The 19,041-nt window shown below is 58.3% G+C and carries 14 protein-coding genes; 9 read left to right on the top strand and 5 right to left on the bottom strand.

The annotated features are described in order from the left end of the window. Positions 1 to 42 precede the first annotated feature (42 nt). Positions 43 to 5,451, top strand: coding sequence for a cellulose synthase subunit BcsC-related outer membrane protein (locus tag JAO32_RS04505; RefSeq protein WP_334237920.1), 5,409 nt, complete (start codon positions 43 to 45; stop codon positions 5,449 to 5,451). Between the two features lie 63 nt (positions 5,452 to 5,514). On the opposite strand, the gene JAO32_RS04500 is transcribed toward JAO32_RS04505, so the two are convergent. After that, positions 5,515 to 7,014 (bottom strand): hypothetical protein, encoded by a 1,500-nt coding sequence (locus JAO32_RS04500; RefSeq protein WP_334237917.1) that lies wholly within the window; start codon positions 7,012 to 7,014, stop codon positions 5,515 to 5,517. A gap of 179 nt (positions 7,015 to 7,193) precedes the next feature. Here JAO32_RS04500 and JAO32_RS04495 point away from each other — a divergent pair, with 179 nt between their 5' ends. Together JAO32_RS04495 and JAO32_RS04490 are read left to right on the top strand one after the other, a co-directional pair. Next, the gene (locus JAO32_RS04495) at positions 7,194 to 8,234 is read left to right on the top strand and encodes a lysylphosphatidylglycerol synthase transmembrane domain-containing protein (RefSeq protein ID WP_334237915.1); all 1,041 of its coding nucleotides are present in this window, start codon (positions 7,194 to 7,196) and stop codon (positions 8,232 to 8,234) included. Positions 8,235 to 8,289: 55 nt separating this feature from the next. Continuing rightward, positions 8,290 to 10,275, top strand: a complete 1,986-nt coding sequence (locus tag JAO32_RS04490; protein ID WP_334237912.1) for an arginine--tRNA ligase — start codon at positions 8,290 to 8,292, stop codon at positions 10,273 to 10,275. A gap of 136 nt (positions 10,276 to 10,411) precedes the next feature. On the opposite strand, the gene JAO32_RS04485 is transcribed toward JAO32_RS04490, so the two are convergent. Genes JAO32_RS04485 through smpB form a run of 3 tightly spaced genes read right to left on the bottom strand, consistent with a single transcriptional unit; the run spans position 10,412 to position 12,897 of the window. Then, the gene (locus JAO32_RS04485; protein ID WP_334237910.1) at positions 10,412 to 10,813 is read right to left on the bottom strand and encodes a response regulator; all 402 of its coding nucleotides are present in this window, start codon (positions 10,811 to 10,813) and stop codon (positions 10,412 to 10,414) included. Beyond that, a complete protein-coding gene (locus JAO32_RS04480) occupies positions 10,810 to 12,318 on the bottom strand; it encodes a leucyl aminopeptidase (RefSeq protein ID WP_334237908.1) in 1,509 nt (502 codons plus the stop codon). Before JAO32_RS04480 ends, JAO32_RS04485 begins: the two co-directional genes overlap by 4 nt. A gap of 51 nt (positions 12,319 to 12,369) precedes the next feature. Then, positions 12,370 to 12,897 carry an SsrA-binding protein SmpB gene (gene smpB / locus JAO32_RS04475; RefSeq protein ID WP_334237907.1) on the bottom strand — a complete coding sequence of 176 codons (528 nt, stop codon included), beginning with the start codon at positions 12,895 to 12,897 and terminating at the stop codon, positions 12,370 to 12,372. Positions 12,898 to 13,076: 179 nt separating this feature from the next. On the opposite strand from smpB, the gene JAO32_RS04470 reads away from it, so the two are divergent. Genes JAO32_RS04470 through JAO32_RS04455 form a run of 4 tightly spaced genes read left to right on the top strand, consistent with a single transcriptional unit; the run spans position 13,077 to position 17,088 of the window. Next, the gene (locus tag JAO32_RS04470) at positions 13,077 to 15,524 is read left to right on the top strand and encodes a cohesin domain-containing protein (RefSeq protein WP_334237905.1); all 2,448 of its coding nucleotides are present in this window, start codon (positions 13,077 to 13,079) and stop codon (positions 15,522 to 15,524) included. A 16-nt stretch (positions 15,525 to 15,540) separates the two neighbouring features. Beyond that, on the top strand, positions 15,541 to 16,005 hold the full coding sequence (locus JAO32_RS04465; RefSeq protein ID WP_334237903.1) for a type II secretion system protein: 465 nt from the start codon (positions 15,541 to 15,543) through the stop codon (positions 16,003 to 16,005). 2 nt (positions 16,006 to 16,007) lie between these two features. Continuing rightward, positions 16,008 to 16,409: a type II secretion system protein gene (locus JAO32_RS04460; protein WP_334237901.1), complete on the top strand. Its 402-nt coding sequence runs from the start codon at positions 16,008 to 16,010 to the stop codon at positions 16,407 to 16,409. A 10-nt stretch (positions 16,410 to 16,419) separates the two neighbouring features. Further along, positions 16,420 to 17,088, top strand: coding sequence for a hypothetical protein (locus tag JAO32_RS04455; protein ID WP_334237900.1), 669 nt, complete (start codon positions 16,420 to 16,422; stop codon positions 17,086 to 17,088). 56 nt (positions 17,089 to 17,144) lie between these two features. Here the strand turns inward: JAO32_RS04455 and yihA are convergent, their stop codons facing one another. Further along, positions 17,145 to 17,771, bottom strand: coding sequence for a ribosome biogenesis GTP-binding protein YihA/YsxC (gene yihA / locus JAO32_RS04450; RefSeq protein ID WP_334237899.1), 627 nt, complete (start codon positions 17,769 to 17,771; stop codon positions 17,145 to 17,147). A 209-nt stretch (positions 17,772 to 17,980) separates the two neighbouring features. Here yihA and JAO32_RS04445 point away from each other — a divergent pair, with 209 nt between their 5' ends. Next, complete coding sequence (locus JAO32_RS04445) at positions 17,981 to 18,283, top strand: PilZ domain-containing protein (RefSeq protein ID WP_334237896.1); 303 nt, start codon at positions 17,981 to 17,983, stop codon at positions 18,281 to 18,283. Continuing rightward, positions 18,280 to 19,002 carry a response regulator transcription factor gene (locus JAO32_RS04440; RefSeq protein ID WP_334237894.1) on the top strand — a complete coding sequence of 241 codons (723 nt, stop codon included), beginning with the start codon at positions 18,280 to 18,282 and terminating at the stop codon, positions 19,000 to 19,002. Before JAO32_RS04445 ends, JAO32_RS04440 begins: the two co-directional genes overlap by 4 nt. Positions 19,003 to 19,041 lie beyond the last annotated feature (39 nt).

Genomic DNA, 19,041 nt, shown 5'->3' with positions numbered 1-19,041 from the left:
TTTAGCATGCGCAGGCAGCGTACCAGCGCAGAGGCAATTTGAATGGCATACAAGGCTCCATACCGGCGGACGCTTCTGTTCCTGAGTGCCGTTCTTCTGAGCACTCCGGCAGAGCTGTGCCTGCACGCGCAGACGCAACCCGCCGCTTCCAGCGCAGCCACGCAGGCTTTGCTGGATAAGGCACGTTCGTTGGAGTCACGCGGACGCATGGATATGGCTGCGCAGACCTGGCAGCAGGTCCTGCTCGCTGATCCGAACAATACGGACGCACTTGCTGGTCTGGCGCGTGCCGCCAAGATGTCCGGCAACAACGCGCTGGCCAACACATATCTGCAGCGCCTTCGTTCGATTAACCCGAACGATCCTGGCATTGCTCGCGCGGAAAGCGTGATGCAGCAGGGAGCGCAGCTCGCGGAATTGCAGAAGGCAGGCAAGCTTGCCGCCGCTGGAAATTACGCCGAATCCGTGCGCATCTACCGCTCCGTCTTCGGCAACAATCCGCCCCAGGGCGAATGGGCACTGGCTTATTACGAGACGGAAGCCGCCACGGAAGACGGTCGTCCGCACGCGATTGCCGCGTTGCGGTCGTTGATGGATCGTTATCCCGCGGACTCGCGCTACCAGGTCGCACTCGGCCGCATCCTCACCTACAACCCCAAGACCCGCGCGGAAGGCCGCAGGCTGCTGGAACGTCATCCCAACGATCCGCAGGCAGTGGAGGCACTGAAGCAGTCGCTGGTGTGGGACGCACAGAATCCCGCTTCTGCGGGTGACATCCGCAGCTATCTCGCGAAACACAAAGACCCGCAGTTGCAGGACGCGCTCCGCACCACGGAAGCGAATCAGCGTGCTGCGGCAAAGAGCCGCAAACCGAGCGCTGGAGCGCCCTATGTTGAGCCTCCAGAGAATGCAGCGCTCCGTCAATACAACGCGGAACAAAGCGCTGCCTACGCGGCTCTGAACGCGAAGCGATTCACAGAGGCGGAAGAGCGCTTCAAGACCTTGCTGGCGAAGAATCCCAATGATGCCCGTGCGCTTGCCGGCATGGGATACGTCCGCATGAATCAGCAGAACTTCGGTGGCGCCATCTCGTTCCTCGAGCAGGCAAAGCAGGAGGGCGCAGCAGACAAGGGCCTTGACGCGAATCTTTCCAGCGCGCGTTACTTCTACACGATTCAAGAGGGCGGTATCGCTCTCAACGAGAACGACCTGACCACTGCGGAACAGCAGTATCGGCAGGCTCTTTCCATCCGCCCAAGCGGCCCGGAAGCTTTGCTCGGACTTGCTGGAACGCTTGCCAAGGCACAGCAGCCGGAACCGGCCGCCTCTGCGTATCAGGAATATATTCGCCTGAAGCCGCAGGCCATCGAAGGCTGGCGCGGTTTGTTCATGACGCAGTATCAGGCAGGCCATGCTGCTGCCGCACTCGACACCGAACGCCGTACGCCGCAGACGATCCGCACGCAACTCATGCGTGACCCGGATTATCTCCGGTCGCTGGCATCGGCATATTCTGCCGTCGGCCGCGACGCGGATGCACAGCGCGTTCTGCGGTCCGCGCTCGACCTGCCTTTCCCCACAGGAGCGCAGGGCCTGAAGGCGGACACGCAGCTTCAGTACGCAAGTCTGCTCTTGCAGGCAAATCATCTTGATCAGGCCGCTGGCCTGTACCGGCAGGTACTTGCCGGGGACCCTACGAACGCGCTCGCATGGCAGGGATTAGTTAATACCCTGCACACCATGCATGACGATGCGGGCGCGATTCAGACCCTGGAGAGCATGCCGCCTGTTGTCTACGACCAGGCGCTCCGTGACCCCGGCTTCCTTGGAACTGCCGCGGCCATCTACCAGTCGCAGAACAAGTACGACATAGCCCAGAGCCTGTTGGAGCGCGCCATTGCGCAGCAAAATACCGCAGGCCAGCGCATCCCGGCACCGCTGCAGTTGCAGTTGGCTGGTCTGTATCTTCAGCGCAACGATGCGGCACATGCCTTTCCCATCTATCAGCGCATCCTGACGGAAAATCCGGATCGCGTGGATGCCTGGAAGGGACTACTTACCGCATTGCATACCGCTGGCCGTGACCGCGAGGCGCTGGCGCAGATTCAGCAGATTCCGGTGGCCACGCGCAAAACGCTCGAAGGTGACGTGGAGTATCTCCAGACTGTTGGCAACATCTACAACGGCCTCGGCCAGCCTTCGCAGGCCATGCTGTTCTTAAACCGCGTGCAGCAGCGTTACGCCAGCCAGCACACGGTAGCCCCGGCAGACATTGATATTCAGAACGCATGGCTGCTCTTCAACGGGCAGAATGACGTTGGTCTCTATCGCCAGTTGCTGGTGCTCGGCAATCGTCAGGATCTTTCTGACGAGCAGCGCCGCACGGTGCAGGTGATCTGGGCGAACTGGGCGGTTCGCAAGGCGAATCAGTCCGCCGCAGCAAATAATGAAAAGCGTTCGCTTGCCATCCTGAACGCTACGGCACGCGCCTTCCCAGACAATCCCGGAGTCATTAAGGCGCTTGCAGGTGGCTATCTCCGCGCCGGAATGGCGAAGCAGGCAGTAGCCATTTTCAAAGCGCAGGACATGAGCACAGGTTCTGCAGCGGATTACAAGGCTGCCGTCGGCTCCGCGCTGGCCGCAAATGATCTCAAGGACGCCGAAAACTGGCTGCGTTATGCGCTGAATCAGTATCCGCGTGATGGCCAGATTCTGAATCTTGCTGCGCGTTTCGAGCAGGCTCGTGGCGATAGCACGCGTGCCGCCGACTACTATCGCGCATCACTCGCCGCCCAGCCGCAGCCTGACCCCGGTTCGGAGCTGGCGTACATCCTGAACCAGCCTTCGCCGCTGAACCCGCGTCAGTTGCCCAGCCCCACGCAGGCTGAGGGCCTTGCACAGCTTCTGGCTCCCGGTCAGGAAGATCGCAACCCGGACGGCACGCCCATGACGCAGCCGCCTGCACATCCGTATCTGCCGAATGCCTCGAACTCGTATGGTCAGGCACCCGTGCAGATTGGTACGCAAGCGCCGCTTCCGGGTTCTGGTTATGCGGTGCCTTACAACAGCAATACCGCTCAACCGGCTGTGCCGTCGTACATGGCAAATCCCAATTCCACGGTGCGCCAGCAGCCTTCCACGCAGCGTCTACGGGATTACGTTCCTAATTCCGGCACACTTCCTGCTGCGGGAGCCATCGTGTATCCGGGCGTCTCGGAAAATTACGCGATGCCGGACATCTCCGGCCATGTGCAAGAAGCTCCGTTGACCGCAAGCGCGCAGCCGCTCTCCTCGGAGACGGACTTGCCGGGAACCGCACCGGACGCCTCGCTGGCGTATCAGCAAGAACAAATTCGCCGTTCCACGGAACAGGCTCAGTCCGCGAACACGTCGGAACCTGTTTATCTGGCGGGATCGTACAAGGAAGGCGCGCAGACCGGCCAGTTCAACGGCGAAGTCTATGGTCCGTACGTTCCCTACGTTCCGCCGACGCAGCAGAATGCAACGCCGATGATCACGTACTCGCCCAGCGATGTGCGAGTTCCTACCCATGCAGTCAGCAACAGCAAGCGCGGCGGGAAGACGGTGCATCCTGAAATTGCCGCAGCAGAGGCTGCTGCACAGCGTCGCCGCCAGTCGGATCCGCGAAGCATGATGGGGCAGAGCACTCCGCCGGACGAGATCTCCGACGGCACGCCGCGCAGCACACAGTACTCGCTGACACCGGCCCCCGGACAAACTGGCCAACCATCCTCCTTGCCCGCGACGTCTCCGACGAATACGCAGCCGTACGACACCTCGGTTACGAATGACGGCAATACGTACCGTCAGGGCTTGGGCAGCACGCGTACCACCACGACTCAGCCCGGCCGTTCATACAACAACTACGGCATTCAGAGCGCCGATAACGGCTATGGACAGCAGTATCCGCAGCCCACGCGGCCTGTGATTAAGGGCACCACTACGGCCCACCGGACCACGCGTTCACGTTCGGCTACATCCATTTCTGGAGTGGGCCAGGCTTCAGCACCTATCTTCTATCCTGCGGCTCCCAGCGAGCTTTCGACGCAGCCCTACCCGGATCTGCCGCCTTACAACAACGGCAACAATCGCATTCCCACGGATGGCGATCTGGTCGCGCGTAGCGTCCCGCCGTTGCGTGGTTATTACGATCCGAACGAAAAGGTGGCACCGCCGCTCAACGAGCGTCAGCAGACGGAACTCGACCTGGCCACACTGGAATCCAGCTACTCCGGTTGGGTAGGTGGCAGCGGTTGGGTACGTTTCCGTAGCGGTACACCGGGCGTCAATCGCCTCTTCGATTACGAAGCCCCCATAGAAGCCACCTTCGTGGCGGGGAACCGCGTGCGCTTCTCTGTCATTCCGAAGGCGGTCTTCCTGAATAGCGGAACGCTCGATCTCGGCACGCTGGGCGCAACCACCGCGACACCGCTGCTGGGCACATTGCCTGCTACGGCCATCACCTCGCCTGCGCCTCAGTATTCTTCGGGCGTTGGCGGTGAACTGCAGATGAGCACCACGAACTTTGGCCTGGCCGTTGGCTATACGCCTTACTCGTTTCTGGTGAACAACATCACTGGCCGCGCTCGCGCGCGTTTCTTCAATCATCTGACGCTCTTCGGCGAGCGCGACTCCGTGAAGGATACGCAGCTTTCCTACGCCGGTCTGCGTGACCCGGGTTCTGTTACTCCCGTCTACTCAGGCAATATCTGGGGCGGTGTTGTCTCCACCACGGCAGGCGCGCGTATCGATTTTGGCGATGAGAAGTCGGGCTTTTACGTCAGTGGTGACGGTGGCACCGTCAACGGCTACAAGGTGCTGGACAACCAGAAGTTTGAAGGCACCATGGGCGCGTATTTCCGCGTCTGGCAGGTGCCGGAATATGGCTCGCTGAACGTGGGCGGCAGCTTCTTCGGCATGCACTACGCCCACAACGAAATCCCTCTGACCTACGGCAACGGCGGTTACTTCAGCCCTGAAGTCTATTTCCTGGGTTCGTTGCCCATCACCTGGAATGGTCACTATCGCGACAAGTGGCATTACACCATTGCGGGTGCTATCGGCGTGCAGACCTTCGTGCAGGACACGGCGAAGTACTATCCCATGTCCGATTCCGCCAGCGTGGCATTGTTTAACGGTTCGCTCTCTGGCTGCTCGTTGACTGAGATTGCCCAGAAGACCTGCGCCACGGCCTACAACGCACGCAGCACCTCCACTGGAGCGAACTTCAACATCGGTGGCGAGTTCAGTTATCACGTAACCGAACACTGGTACGTAGGCGGAGCGCTGGCTGCGAACAACACCAACAACTACACGATGGTGCAGCCCACCTTCTTTGCGCGCTACCTGTTTAAAGCGCAGTACCCCACGGACGACTACCCGACGGGTCTCTTCCCGGTGGAAGGACTCCGTCCGCTACGCGTTCCATAACCATCTGAGACATTCGTAAAAAACAAAAGCACAGCTTCGGCTGTGCTTTTTTGCTGCACCGCATCAGGGCAGGCGACAGACCTTTGCATCCCCATTGCGATAAGGGCACGCAAACGCTGTGTCAGAATCTGTAGGCAACAAAATCCACGTAGCTCCGTAAGAACGCAGCCGCTGAAGACGTTGTGCATCGGGTAATACGGCAAGCCCTTCCTGCGCCTGGCTGCCAGTCCACCACGCATCCGCCAATTCCGGCATAACAGAGGCAATGCCGCCATCCTTTGCCGCATCGGGAATCGTGCTCCGTTGTGCAATGGCTCGCACCATCTGCGCATCTTCGCCATGCATGGTCGTGTAATGTGCATCAACAGCAATCAATGCGTCTACGGGCGCATTCTGCCGAAGCCACAGGGCAGCTTCCTCATATCCGTTGCCACTGCGTCCCCAGGGATTTTCCCAGTGGGCTGAGTGGGGATAGGTCTCTCGCTGCAGAAACAGCATTCCACCCACAGCACCCAACGCAAACAAGCACAACACACCGCGTCTCCATGCTCGTCCGTCAGAAGCTGCCAGCCATCCACCCATCATCAGCACAAAAACGATGGAGACCAGATGCAGCAATCGCAAGGGCTGCAGGCGTGCTAGTAGGAATGCCGTATCGCTCGTGTGAATCAGCAGCAGAGCGCCAACAGTCACAGTCAACATAGAAGCGGCCATCGCCGCCGCCATAGCCTGCGCTGCAGAAGACATGATTGTGCTTTTGCCAGAAAGACCGGCGATAGCCAACAGCATGAGTACAGGCGCCACCAGTCCAATCCATTCGTACGATTGCCATTGCGACGGGAACCAGTATCCCCGCGACAGGGAAGCCGCACGCACCGCAGCGGAATCAACAGGAGCCACGATCTGTATCGCCACCATGACGCCAACGACAGCAAGCGCCAGCAGAACAAAGTCCCGCATGCGGCGCGCCGATCTCTGCCAGAGCAGTAGAAAAGCCGCAGGCAACAAAGCCCACAATGTCATCAGTGGATGGACCGCAAACGAAATGGCTCCGCACACAGCAGCAGAGCCATGTTTTCGACGCAAGAGAGCCGTTAGCCCCAGCAGAATCAACGGCGTGGAGAACGAGCGAGAAGTGAGATAAGGGTCCGCAATATAAAGCGACGTCCCGCCTACGGGCATGCCCATAGCCAGGGCAAACAGCAGCGTGGAGCAAATCTGCTGCCGACGTTCAGGCAGCAGCACGCAGGCCATCCGGTACGCTGCGGCCACGGTCGCTGCGATCGACAACAAATACAGCCCAAGTAGAACCACTTCCTGCGACAAACTGCTTCGCTGTACGACTTCTGCCACCACTGGAATAAAGAGACTCTTGCCGGTATGCGCCACGGCAAACGCTCGAAACGCAGGGAAGAGCGATGGATTTAAGCGAAGCGCCAACGCAGAAGCGTAGATACCGCCATCTTCGGCATAGGGGTGGTACCCCAGCAGTGCTGCAGCCACCAGAGACAATGCCGCCAGAAGCAGCAGCGTTGTACGCTTGCTGCCTGCAACTGTATTCATCGAGCGCAAACGCGCTTCTGTAAGAATCGAAACCGTTGCCATGCAGTGAGTGCGAGCACCTAAGACTAACGTGCAGAGTCCGCCGTGCGCAGCGGCGTCTTCTGCCAATCTTCGTATAATCGGTGAGGCATGTCCCAATTTCATTCCCGCCCGTATCCCCGCAGAGCAGGAGCCATTGTTTGAGCGAAAAGCCGTCCAGCAACGCAAGCCGCTACTGGAAACTCATTCCCGGACTTCTCATCTCTGCCTTTTTCCTTTGGCGGACACTCCGCGGATTCCACCTGGATGAGCTGCGCGATGTGCACTTTGGCCATCCCGTCTGGATTCTGGGTGTACTGGGTTTCATCTCAGTGGATTACGGCCTCCGCAGCTATCGCTGGTGGCTCATGTTGCGCCGGTATAACGCTCGCTTCACCGCATGCTTCCGCGTGCTGTTGACCAGCCTGGCGGCAAACAATATCCTGCCATTCCGTATTGGCGATTTCCTGCGCATCTTTGCCTATGCTCCGGACGTAAACGCATCCTCGTCCGCCGTACTTAGCACCGTGGTGTTGGAGCGTCTGCTGGATACGGTGATGCTGCTTGGCTTCTTTGCCGTGGCTGCTTCAGGACTGGAGAGCAGCTTCGGTGCGTTCTCGTTCCACGGCTATGGCATCGCGCAGACGGTTCGTCTGGCACTTGTCATACTGGCTCTGTGCCTGTGCCTGCTTCTCTTCGGCACGCACATCCTGCACATCCTGGTGCAGAAGCTAGTCGGGCGTTACGGCAATCACCCACGCACACGCAGCTTCGGCGAGTGGGCGGAGCAGTTGTTTGATGCCATCGTGCACATTCCATTTCCGGTGCGTTTTCTGCTTGTGCTGCTCACTGCCTTCGTCTGGCTCTTTGAAGGCATGGTCTTTTATTCCACCGCGCAACTTCTGGGCCTGAACACCTTCCACGGCTCCATGCTGGCGTCCATTCTCAGCAATCTGAGCTTTATGCTGCCCAGCGCCCCCGGTGGTATTGGTCCCTTTGAAGCATTTGGCAAGCTTGCCATGGAGTCGCAGGGAGTGCCTACGTCGCTGGCCATCCTGTACGCACTCTTTGTGCACTTCGTCATCTTTATGATCGTCAACATCGTCGGTGGCATCGGCTTCCTGATTAACCGCAAAGAGCATGGCGGTAAAACGCTCTCGCAGGAAATTGAATCACTTCCGCCTGAGGCTGATCTGCTGTAAGCAAGTATTGAAGAACTGCCGCGTACACGCGCAGCGCAAGTAGAAAGAACGAATTATGTATCGCAAACTCAAACAGGCACTGCTGGAAACTACAGCACATGTGCTGCAAACAAAATACGAAGTCACCGGCGCAAACATTGCCACGGAACTGCCCCCGAACATCGCTCTGGGCGAAATCGCAACGCCCGTTGCTTTTGAACTCGCAAAGCGTCTGCGCAAAGCACCGAAGATGATCGCCGCAGAACTTGCCGGTGAACTCAACGGGATCGACGGTGTTGCAACAGTGGAAGTGGCCGGTGCAGGCTACCTTAATGTGAAGCTTGACCGCGCAGCGATCACAAAACGCATTGCCAAGGGCGAGCACTCCGACATCGGTGGTGAAGGTCTTCGCCTCGTCGAACACACCAGCATCAATCCGAACAAGGCCGCGCACGTTGGCCATCTGCGCAATGCGATCCTCGGCGACAGCTTCGCCCGTCTCCTCCGCAAGGATGCTTACAAGTCCGGCTACCCCACGGTGGTGCAGAACTACATCGACAACACCGGCGTGCAGGTTGCTGATGTCGTCGTCGGCCTTCTTCAGCTGGAAGGGAAGTCACCTGCGGATGTGGATGCACTCATAGGCGATCTGATTGCACGCGGCGAGCGTGTCGATTACTACCTGTGGGATCTCTACGCGCGTGTCTCGCAATGGTATGACAGCGACGCCGATCAGAAGGAAGCGCGTAAGAAGCTGCGCCTCGATACGCTGCACCACATTGAAGAAGGCAATAACGAAATCGCAAAGGTCGCCGACCTTGTCGCCACCGCAGTTCTGGAACGCCATCTGGAAACCATGGAGCGTCTCAGCATTGAGTACGACTTCCTTCCGCGTGAAAGCGAAATCCTTCACCTGCATTTCTGGGAAGCAGCACGCCAGTTGATGGTGGAGCGTGGTGTCCTGTATCTGGAAACAGAGGGCAAGAACAAGGGCTGCTGGGTCATGCGTCGCCCCGGTGCGGAAGTCGTGGAAGGCCCCGATGAAGATGCAAAGGTCATCATCCGTTCCAACGGCACCGTGACTTACGTGGGCAAGGACATCGCGTATCACCTATGGAAGTTCGGACTTCTTCCGGGTCGTGATTTCGGTTACAAGATCTTCCGCGAATACGAAACGCATCCTTGCTGGATCAGCACCATGCACGGCGAAACGCCGCATCCGCACTACGGTCAGGCCGCTGCCATCTACAACGTGATTGATTCACGCCAGAACGATCCGCAGGCCAACGTAGTGGAGAGCCTGCGTGCGTTGGGTTACACCGAAGCCGCAGCGAACTACACACACATCAACTACGCGATGGTTGCACTCACACCGCGCTGCGCTGTCGATCTCGGTTACACGTTGAGCGATGCTGACAAGGAAAAGCAGTATCTCGAAGTCAGTGGCCGCAAGGGCTTCGGCGTCAAGGCAGATGATCTTCTGGATCGCCTGATCGCTGCCGCCAAATCCGAAGTGGATGCACGTCATCCCGAAGACCCCGAATCGCAGCGTCAGCGTTCCGCGGAGCAGATTGCAGTAGGTGCCTTGCGTTACTTCATGCTGAAGTACACACGCAACACCATCATCGCGTTTGATTTCCGCGATGCGCTTTCCTTCGAAGGCGAAACCGGCCCTTATGTGCAGTACTCTGCCGTGCGCGCCGCAAACATTTTGAAGAAGGCAGGCGTTACGGATCAGCATGCCATCCATGACATTGCTGACGTTGACCTCGCGCCCTACTTTGAAGGTGAAGCGGGTGACAGCCTGTGGGCCATGTGGCTCATCCTGTCGCGTGTGACAACGATTGTGGAGCAGGCAATTGCTGCAGCAGAACCCGCCATCGTCGCGCGTTTTGCCTTCCAGCTTGCGCAGGAGTTCAACAACTTCTACCACCGGAACCACGTGCTGAACGAAACCGATCCCGAAAGGAAGAAGTTGCTTCTCGCGACTGCCGCCGTGGCTTCGCGTGAACTCACACGCGTCCTCGGATGGCTCGGCATCGAAGTGCCACTGTCGATGTAAAAGCATGAGGTCAACGCAAGCTCTGTGTTGACCTCAAATTTCTAGAAATGCCGTCATCCTGATCGAAGCGCTGCGAAGTCGAAGGACCTGCATTCTTCTCGCGCTACGAGTATGTTTCTGTAAGCCTGCCTGCAATCTAAGAGTCTCGCTCATGGGGCACAGCAGCAACTGAAGCCAGCACCGCTTCCAGCATAAGTATGAGTTCTTGCGGATGAATCGGCTTGGTGACAGACCGTTTCACACCAAGCCGTTCCAGCTTTTTTGAATCTTCCGGCACCACTCCATTCACAAACAAAATGGCAGGCGCTGTAACGTCGCGTTCGCGCAGTTGTTGTAACAACGCCAATCCATCCATGTTTGGCATCTGCTTATCGGTCAGGATCACATCAACATGATTCTCTGTTGCGATACGCAGTGCCTCCACGCCATCTTCAGCGGCGAAAACGCGCGCTCCCATCCGTCGCAGAAGTACCGAAAACGTTAGTCGCAGGACAGGCTCGTCGTCCACAACAAGAATGCTGCTCTCTGCCAAGGTCATTGCGACAGCGCCCGCACCCATTCCACAATCGAGCGCACAGCGACGCCGCTCGGTCCCTTGGCAATGTATGAACGCGCATCGTCAATCCACGCCTGTCCTGCAATGTCCAGATGAATCCACGGCGTGTCGCCTGCAAACTCCTTCAGGAACATGGCAGCGGTGATCGCGCCACCCCAGCGATCCATGCCGGTATTCCGGATGTCGGCGATGTCGCTCTTGATCAGGTCGCGATAGTCGTCGGTGCAGGGAAGCTGCCAGAAAGTTTCGTTCGTCTTGTTCACTGCCTCGCGGAACAACGCAACCGTCGCATCATCGTTCGAGAACAAGCCGCTGTTCAACTTGCCCAGTGCAACAACACATGCGCCTGTCAGTGTTGCTGCGTTGATCAGATGTGTCGCACCGAGTGTCTTCGCATAGTGCAGCCCATCAGCCAGCACCAGACGGCCCTCGGCGTCAGTGTTCATCACCTCAATCGTTTTGCCGCTCATTGCAGTCAGTACATCGCCCGGCTTATACGCAGAGCCGCTGGGCATGTTTTCCGCAGAGCAGATAACACCGATCACCTCTACGGTAGGTTTCAGAGCAGCAATCGCCTGCATCGCACCAATCATGGCAGCGGCACCAGCCATGTCGTACTTCATCTTGTCCATGCCATCGGCCGGCTTAATGGAGATGCCGCCGGTGTCGAAGGTAATGCCTTTGCCCACAAGGCCCACCACGTTGCTGTTCGCGGCCTTCGCAGGCTTGTAGCGCATCACAATGAGCGCAGGAGGTTGCACGGAACCCTGTGCCACGCCAAGAAACGCTCCCATGCCCAGTTCCTTCAACTTCTCCGTGCTGTGAACTTCGCAGTACAGTCCACTCGCTTCACACATGGCAGCAGCACGCTTGCCAAGCTCCGTCGGTGTCAGCACATTGCCCGGCTCATTCACCAGCGAACGCGCAAAATTCTGCGCAGCAGCAAAGACTTCGCCTTCACGGAATCCACTTTCCAACTCAGCCTGCAACGTGGCATCGCCAAGCAAAGCGACGTTCTGCATGCTGCGGTCTTCACGTTGGCTGCGATACGTGTCTGCATCGTAATCCGCCAGCAAAAAACCTTCCGTCAGCGCACGCGACACAGCGGCTGTATCCAGGTTCGCGTCCAGCTTCGGAAACACGATCGCGGCATCGCGAATGTTCTTCGCTTTCGCGGTACGAATCGCCGTTCCCGCAGCCTTGCGAAGTTCAGCTGTGGAGAGCTTTGCAGCCTTGCCTGCGCCCACAATCAACAATCGCTCTGCTTTCAATCCAGCAGGCGCGTGTAGCAGCAGTGTGCCGCCGGATTCCGCTTTGAACTCACCGGAGTTCAGGAACGGGGCAGCAGCGGCAAGGGTTGTTTCCTCTGCGGTCAGAAGAGAAAGGGAAGGAGCATCATCCGGTGTGCCGGCTGTATCCACAGCAAACACGGTGAGCAAGGGTGTTACAAAATCGGCGGCGTTTGAAAACTGAAGCGAGGGATTCATGCCCCAACAGTGTAGCTCTGACCATGAAAGAAAATCGTCGCGCGAAAGTTGCTATCGACGCTGGCTACGCGCAATGGCAGAGCGTGCTTCGCGATCGGCTTCGCGGTTACGTTCGGTCTCACGCTTATCCCAATCCTGCTTACCGCGCGCAAGCGCCAATTCGCACTTCACGCGACCATTCTTAAAGTAGAAACGCGTCGGAATCAGGGTGAAGCCCTTTTCCTTAGTGCGGGCCGTCAGCTTGCGCAACTCTTCCTTGTGCAGCAGCAGCTTACGGGTCCGCGTCTCTTCATGGTTCATGATGTTGCCGTGCGAAAACGCGCCAATGTGCGCATTCAACAGAAATGCCTCACCGTTGTTGATTAGCCCATAGGCATCTTTCAACTGCGCCTTACCCTCGCGAATGCTCTTGACTTCGGTGCCGCGCAGGGCAATGCCGCACTCAAAACGGTCAGTCAAAAAGTAGTTATGGCTCGCTGACCGGTTTACGGCAGCATCCCGCTGGCCCACCGCGACAGGGTCGCGTTGCGCTGGTTTTTTTGAGGGGTTTTGCTGAAATACGGCGGGAGAATGCGGCATGGTTCTTTCTGATGCGGAAGGCTCCCAAGCGGAAGCATCCAGCGTCCTTCTCACGATGTTACACTTCTCACACAAAACAGGCAGATTTGATATCTCCGTCCTTGGCTTTCTGTGAGCGGTTCTTGCTTACATTCGTCCAACTAGGGAGGCAGGAATCACCTGAGAGGCGGAAGCGGAAGTTGACGATTCAGAAACCGGGCAGAGGCGCATGTACGACGTTGGGCCGTAGCCTATTCCATGCAGGCGCTGCCACCGCATTGCTCATCAGTGCCGCTGCCTTCACCGCACCGCCGGCGCAAGCACAGTCCGCTTCGGCATGGTCCAAGCGTGGCGTAGATGCCGAGTCCCGTGAAGACTGGGACGCCGCGTTTGAGGCGTATCGCCAGGCCCATCTGCTGAAGCCAAACGACCTCCGCTACAAGACCCATTTTGAGCGCGCACGTTTTTCCGCCGCCGCGGCTCACGTTGACCGCGGCCGCGTCCTTCGCCAGAGCGGAGACATCCACGGCGCCCTGACCGAGTTTGAGCGTGCCCTTGCCATCGACGGCAGCAACCAGTCCGCACAGCAGGAAATCACCGTCACCGAACGGATGCTCGCGAACACGCCGACCAGCAATCTGGACTTGCCCGCCCCCACGGCGCCTGCGCCAGAGCTTGCCAGCCTGGGCGAGCCGCTACGCCTCAAGCCTGTCTCGTCGGACCCACTTACGCTGCACATGGTGGAAGACACGAAGGTGCTGTATCAGGCCATCGGCAAAGCTGCCGGCCTCAACGTCATCTTCGATCCCGACTACACCTCTCGCCGTATCCAGCTTGATCTAAACAACGTTTCGCTGGCTGACGGCCTGCGCATTCTGGGCACGCAGGCAGGCACGTTTTATAAGCCGGTTACGTCGAACACGATCTTCGTCGCACAGAACACGCAGCAGAAGCGTATGGACTTGCAGACGCGCGCCGTGCAGACGTTTTATCTCTCCAACGCCGCCACACAGGCTGACCAGAACGAACTGCTGACCGCGTTACGCAACGTGCTGGAACAGGATGTCAAAATCTTTCTCGTTCCCAGCCAGAATGCGATCGTGGAACGTGGCACGCCCGACCAGCTCATGCTCACGCAGGAGCTGCTGAACAACCTCGACCGCCCGCATAGCGAAGTCGTGGTGGACGTGGCTGTGCTCGAAGTCAATCGCGATCATTCGCGCAACCTTGGTCTCACGCTGCCGCAGAGCGTTACCATTACGCCGCAGGTCGCCAACGCCACAACATCGACATCGTCCGGTTCGTCCAGCAGCGGCACGACAACGACAACCACATCGCCCACGCTGAATACCTTTGCAAACCTGACTGCCAGCAACTTCGCCGTCAGTGTAGGCAATGCGACAGTGGCAGCGCTGCTTTCAGACAGCGACACACGCATCCTGCAGAACCCGCGCATCCGCGCCACCGACGGGCAGCGTGCGCAGTTGAAGATTGGTCAGAAGATCCCGGTGGCCACTGGTTCGTACTCTTCCGGCGCATCTACGGCCATCGTGTCATCGTTGGTGAACACGCAGTTCACCTACATGGACATCGGCGTCAACATCGACCTCACGCCCACTGTGCATCAGGACCGTGAAGTCACGCTCAAGATGAAGCTGGAAATCTCCACGCACGCCAGCGACGTCACCATCTCCGGCGTTACCGAGCCAGTTATCGGCCAGCGCACCGTGGAGCAGGTTATTCAGCTCAAGGAAGGCGAACCCAGCATCCTTGCCGGCATCCTCACGAGGCAGGAGACGGATTCGCTCTCCGGTACGCCGGGCCTGTCAGAAATTCCGATTCTCAAGAACATCTTCAGCACGCACAACCGCGACCGTTCTCAGGATGAAGTGGTCTTCCTGCTGATCCCGCACATCGTGCGTGAGCCGCTCATTACACGACTGAACACGCGTGCCATCGACACCGGTTCCGGTCAGTCGATTGAACTCCGCCGCGAGGCCGTAGCGGATGCTCTTGCTGGTGACACCTCTGCCAGCATGACGACCGGGGCTTTCCAGGCACAGCGTGCGCAGAAGCTACCGCCTTCGGCGCCCATCACGGCAGCGCAGGCCGCATCCGCCATGATCGGCCAGATCGGCAATGAAAACACGCCCGCCGCGCAGGCTGCTGCGGCAGCGTTGAAACAGAATTCGCAACCGGTCGCACAGCCCGCCACGCAGGCCGCGGCTGGCGCGCAACCGGTAAGTTTCTCCGTTGCCCCGGGACAGGCCACGCAGGCCGTTGGCAGCACCTTCCAGATGGCAGTGATCGCCTCCGGTGCAAAGGATCTGTACTCCGTGCCGCTGCAGGTGCAGTTCAATCCTGCCGTGCTCTCACTGGTCAACGTCGATTCGGGCGAGTTCCTCTCGCGTGACGGCCAGTCCGTTGCCGTGGTCCATCGCGATGAAGGCAACGGTACTGCAACCATTTCCATCTCGCGTCCACCTGCGGTGCGCGGTGTGGATGGTCAGGGATCGGTGTGCGTGCTCACCTTCAAGGCGAACGCTGCGGGTGATTCCACCGTTTCGCTCAGCAAGGTCGGCGCGAAGAACAGTACCCAGCTCAACCTGCCCGCGGTCGGTTCGCAGGCCACGGTCCACGTGAAGTAACAGGGGGAGACTCGCCATGCGTATGCGAACGGCGAAATCCGGCGACAGCGGTTTCACCCTGGTTGAACTCATCGTAGTGGTCGGCATTCTTGCCATCCTCGCGAGTGCCGCGATCCCGGTCACCCGCTGGCAGATCAAGCGGACGAAGGAAAGGGAACTGCGCACTGCCTTGTGGCAGATGCGTTCTGCGATTGACCGCTACAAAGACGCAGCAGACCGCGGTGCCTTCCAAACGAAGCTGGATAGTTTCAACTATCCGCCCGATCTGGAAACACTGGTTGACGGCGTAGACGTCCAAACCAAGAAGGTAAAGTTTCTGCGGAGTATCCCGAAAGACCCCATGACCGGCGACACGGACTGGCAACTCCGCTCCATGCAGGACGAACCAGACACCACCGGATGGGGCGGCCAGAACGTCTTCGACGTACATTCCAAGAGTCAGGGCACCGCTCTGGACGGAACAAAATATTCAGAATGGTAGCCATGATGCAAAGACGGAAGAACGACGAAGGCTTCACCCTGCTGGAACTTCTCTTCGTCATGGTCATCATTGGCGTACTCGCCGCCATGGCAGTGCCCGCATACACGCGCCATCTGCGCGCTGCGAAAGAAGCGGTCCTCAAGCAGGATCTGCACACCATGCGTGAAGCTATCGACAGCTACACCGTGGACAAGCAGAAAGCGCCGCAGACACTCGACGATCTCGTCACCGCGGGCTATCTCAAGGCGCTGCCCGTCGACCCGATCACCAGCCGCAAAGACACCTGGATGGGAGACCGCACTGACAGCTACAACTCTGTCGACGAAACCCAGACCGGCATCAACGACGTCCACAGTGGAGCGCAGGCCGCCTCGCTCGACGGCTCACTCTACTCCACCTGGTAAGGCGGCGGTCATGCCCTCGCAGACCGAGACACTCCGGCTCTACACCGCGCTGCAGCTTCACACGGCAGACTGGTCAGGGAAGCTTCTCCTCGGCCTCGGTCTGAACGAAACAGGCCGCACGCTGGCGCTCGCATCACTCGCGGCAGGAGCAGCGTCACTCTTTCTGGAACCCGATGCCAAACAACTTCGCGAAGCCAACCGTGAAGGCTGCCTCACCTTCGCCGTCACCACGCTCGATGAAGCCCTGCGCGCATTGAAAAACGAAATACGACAGGGAAGAGGAATCACCATTGGCCTTGCGGGAGAGCCTGCGCAATGGCTACATGAAATGGTCGAACGCGGTGTCCTGCCCTATGCCATCGCCATGTCGCAGCCCCCGTCAAAAGAAGAGACAGCATCGCTGCAAACGTTGCAACAATGGGGCAGCCTGCCACTTCCAACAGCAACATCGCAGCTTGATTCCTTGTCGCTGCACATCGAGGAAGATGCGGCCGCCACATTGCAGGACCGACGCACACGTGATGGCGAACTCCGCAATCACGTGCCGCAGGAGTTACCGCAGCAGCTGCAGGAACGCTGGTTCGACACGGCTCCGACTCTCTTTCCGCGCTCCCTGAGCCGGGCGCATTGGATAAGCCAATCAGTGAATCTCCCACGATTCGAAGAATCGTCATCCTGAGCGAAGCCGAAAAACCTGCTTTCTTATCCCTGACTACTATCTAGCGGGAAAGCAATTTAAGCGGGAATCACCGACTCCAGCCGCTCCCACAAAGCTCGCAGGCCTTTATCGCTTTTCCCGCGCTCCACGGAAACAGGGATCACCTCATCCACGCCATGCTCTCGCTTCAATGCAGCAATGGACTTGGCCAGCGTGTTATTGCTCAACCGGTCGCTCTTCGTCCCGATCACCACAAACGGCCGCTGTTCATGCCGCAGAAAGTCCATCAGTTGCGTATCGCTCGGCTGCGGCGGGATATTAGTATCCACCAGGCAGCAGCACAGCGCTAATTGCTCGCGTTCCGTCAGATACGGGTCAATAAAGCCTGACCACTCCGCCGCAATCGACTTCGAAATCTTCGCGTAGCCATATCCCGGCAGGTCAGCAAACACCAGCGCCGGCAGCGGCTTCTGTTGCCCGCTTGAAGTCACCGGATACAAACCAAAGAAGTTGATCGAGCGCGTCCGCCCCGGAGTAGACGAGACTTTCGCCATCCCCGCGCCCAGCAACGCATTAATCAGGCTCGACTTACCCACGTTGGAGCGCCCCAGAAACGCCACTTCAGGCGCGTCGCCAGTGCGTGCGTGGTTGGGGAAATGTTCCGGCGCAAACGCCGACAACAGGAACTGTGCATTCAACTTCATCGTTCCTGAGTGTAAAGCCAGAACCATAAGACCGTGATCCGACACATAGTTCCGTTTCGGAACATACAATGAAGCGCCATCAAAAACAGGCTTTCTTTGTTACGCCATAGAGCGTCAGAAAAGGGTTTACACTACAGTAACTGGTGACGACAGTAACTTACATGGGTTCAGAAATACAGAAGGAACAATCTGGAAGCCCTGCTGATCCCATGCGGAACGGCGTCCGTTTCCCTCTCAGGTTGAAGGTTCGCGTGGAAACAGAGCAAGGGGCATTCGATGCAGAAACAGAAGATGTTTCTGCAAGCGGTGTGCTTTTCCGCACGCAGGCGGAGGCTCCTGCCATCGATGCTCAGCTCTCATGGACAATGGTCCTTCCGCGTGACACCATGGGGGCCACCACGGATACGGTGGTCCACTGTAACGGTCGCGTCATCTGGAGAAATTCGAGCAAGGGTAGCCAGCAGATTGGCGTCGTCATTGACAGCTACCGCATCGCCGGGGGAGCTAAGTGAAAGATCGCTCCCTGCAGGACGGTTTCGAAGAAGATCACATTCCTAACGAAGGAATCCGAGTCATCCTTGCCGATTCACAGGCAATTTACCGCGTCGGCATCCGCAAAGTCTTTGCGCTTGAAGACGATATTCGCGTCGTAGCGCAGGCGGAGACATTGTCCAATCTCTACTCCGCATTGCAGCGTTTCCCCGCAGATGTCGTCATTCTCGAAGGCAATCTCATTGCAGGTGTTGTCGACGCCATTCCGGAACTCATCCGTCGAGCACCGCAGGCAAAAATCATCGTTCAGGTAACGGAATCGAACGAGGCCACCACGGTGGAACTCTACCGTCGCGGCGTACGCGGTGTAGTGCCACGCGCCATCTCGCCTGACCTTCTGGTTAAGTGCGTTCGCAAAATCTCCGCAGGTGAAACCTGGATCGACAATCAGTCCGTCTCCTGGGTCATTGAGGCCTATCGCGCACAGGCGGCTGCCATCATGAGCCCGCGCAACAAGCCGCATCTGTCGCCAAAGGAAGTGCAGATCATCTCCTGCATCACACGCGGCATGCGCAACAAAGAGATCGCATATCACGTAGGCACCACCGAGCAGGTCATCAAGAACTACCTGCGCAAAATCTACGACAAGCTTGGTGTCAGCGACCGCCTGGAACTGGCGCTCTACTGCATGCACCACCAGTTGCTGAAGGATTACCCCCAGGAACAGCAACTGCCGTAGGACGTTTTCGTCCTATACACCGTGATAGCAACGAAGGGT

The organism is Terriglobus sp. ADX1, assembly GCF_036877645.1.
Classification (GTDB): Bacteria; Acidobacteriota; Terriglobia; order Terriglobales; family Acidobacteriaceae; genus Terriglobus.
The sequence above is the reverse complement of the archived record's forward strand: the minus strand, read 5'-3'. Positions and strand labels throughout refer to the sequence as shown.

Excerpts from the sequence above, each read along its gene's own strand:
- JAO32_RS04460 (WP_334237901.1), top strand. The coding sequence starts at position 16,008 with ATGATGCAAAGACGGAAGAACGACGAAGGCTTCACCCTGCTGGAACTT.
- JAO32_RS04445 (WP_334237896.1), top strand. The coding sequence starts at position 17,981 with ATGCGGAACGGCGTCCGTTTCCCTCTCAGGTTGAAGGTTCGCGTGGAA.
- smpB (WP_334237907.1), bottom strand. The coding sequence starts at position 12,897 with ATGCCGCATTCTCCCGCCGTATTTCAGCAAAACCCCTCAAAAAAACCA.
- JAO32_RS04485 (WP_334237910.1), bottom strand. The coding sequence starts at position 10,813 with ATGACCTTGGCAGAGAGCAGCATTCTTGTTGTGGACGACGAGCCTGTC.
- JAO32_RS04505 (WP_334237920.1), top strand. The coding sequence starts at position 43 with ATGGCATACAAGGCTCCATACCGGCGGACGCTTCTGTTCCTGAGTGCC.
- JAO32_RS04480 (WP_334237908.1), bottom strand. The coding sequence starts at position 12,318 with ATGAATCCCTCGCTTCAGTTTTCAAACGCCGCCGATTTTGTAACACCC.
- yihA (WP_334237899.1), bottom strand. The coding sequence starts at position 17,771 with ATGAAGTTGAATGCACAGTTCCTGTTGTCGGCGTTTGCGCCGGAACAT.
- JAO32_RS04455 (WP_334237900.1), top strand. The coding sequence starts at position 16,420 with ATGCCCTCGCAGACCGAGACACTCCGGCTCTACACCGCGCTGCAGCTT.
- JAO32_RS04465 (WP_334237903.1), top strand. The coding sequence starts at position 15,541 with ATGCGTATGCGAACGGCGAAATCCGGCGACAGCGGTTTCACCCTGGTT.
- JAO32_RS04490 (WP_334237912.1), top strand. The coding sequence starts at position 8,290 with ATGTATCGCAAACTCAAACAGGCACTGCTGGAAACTACAGCACATGTG.
- JAO32_RS04500 (WP_334237917.1), bottom strand. The coding sequence starts at position 7,014 with ATGAATACAGTTGCAGGCAGCAAGCGTACAACGCTGCTGCTTCTGGCG.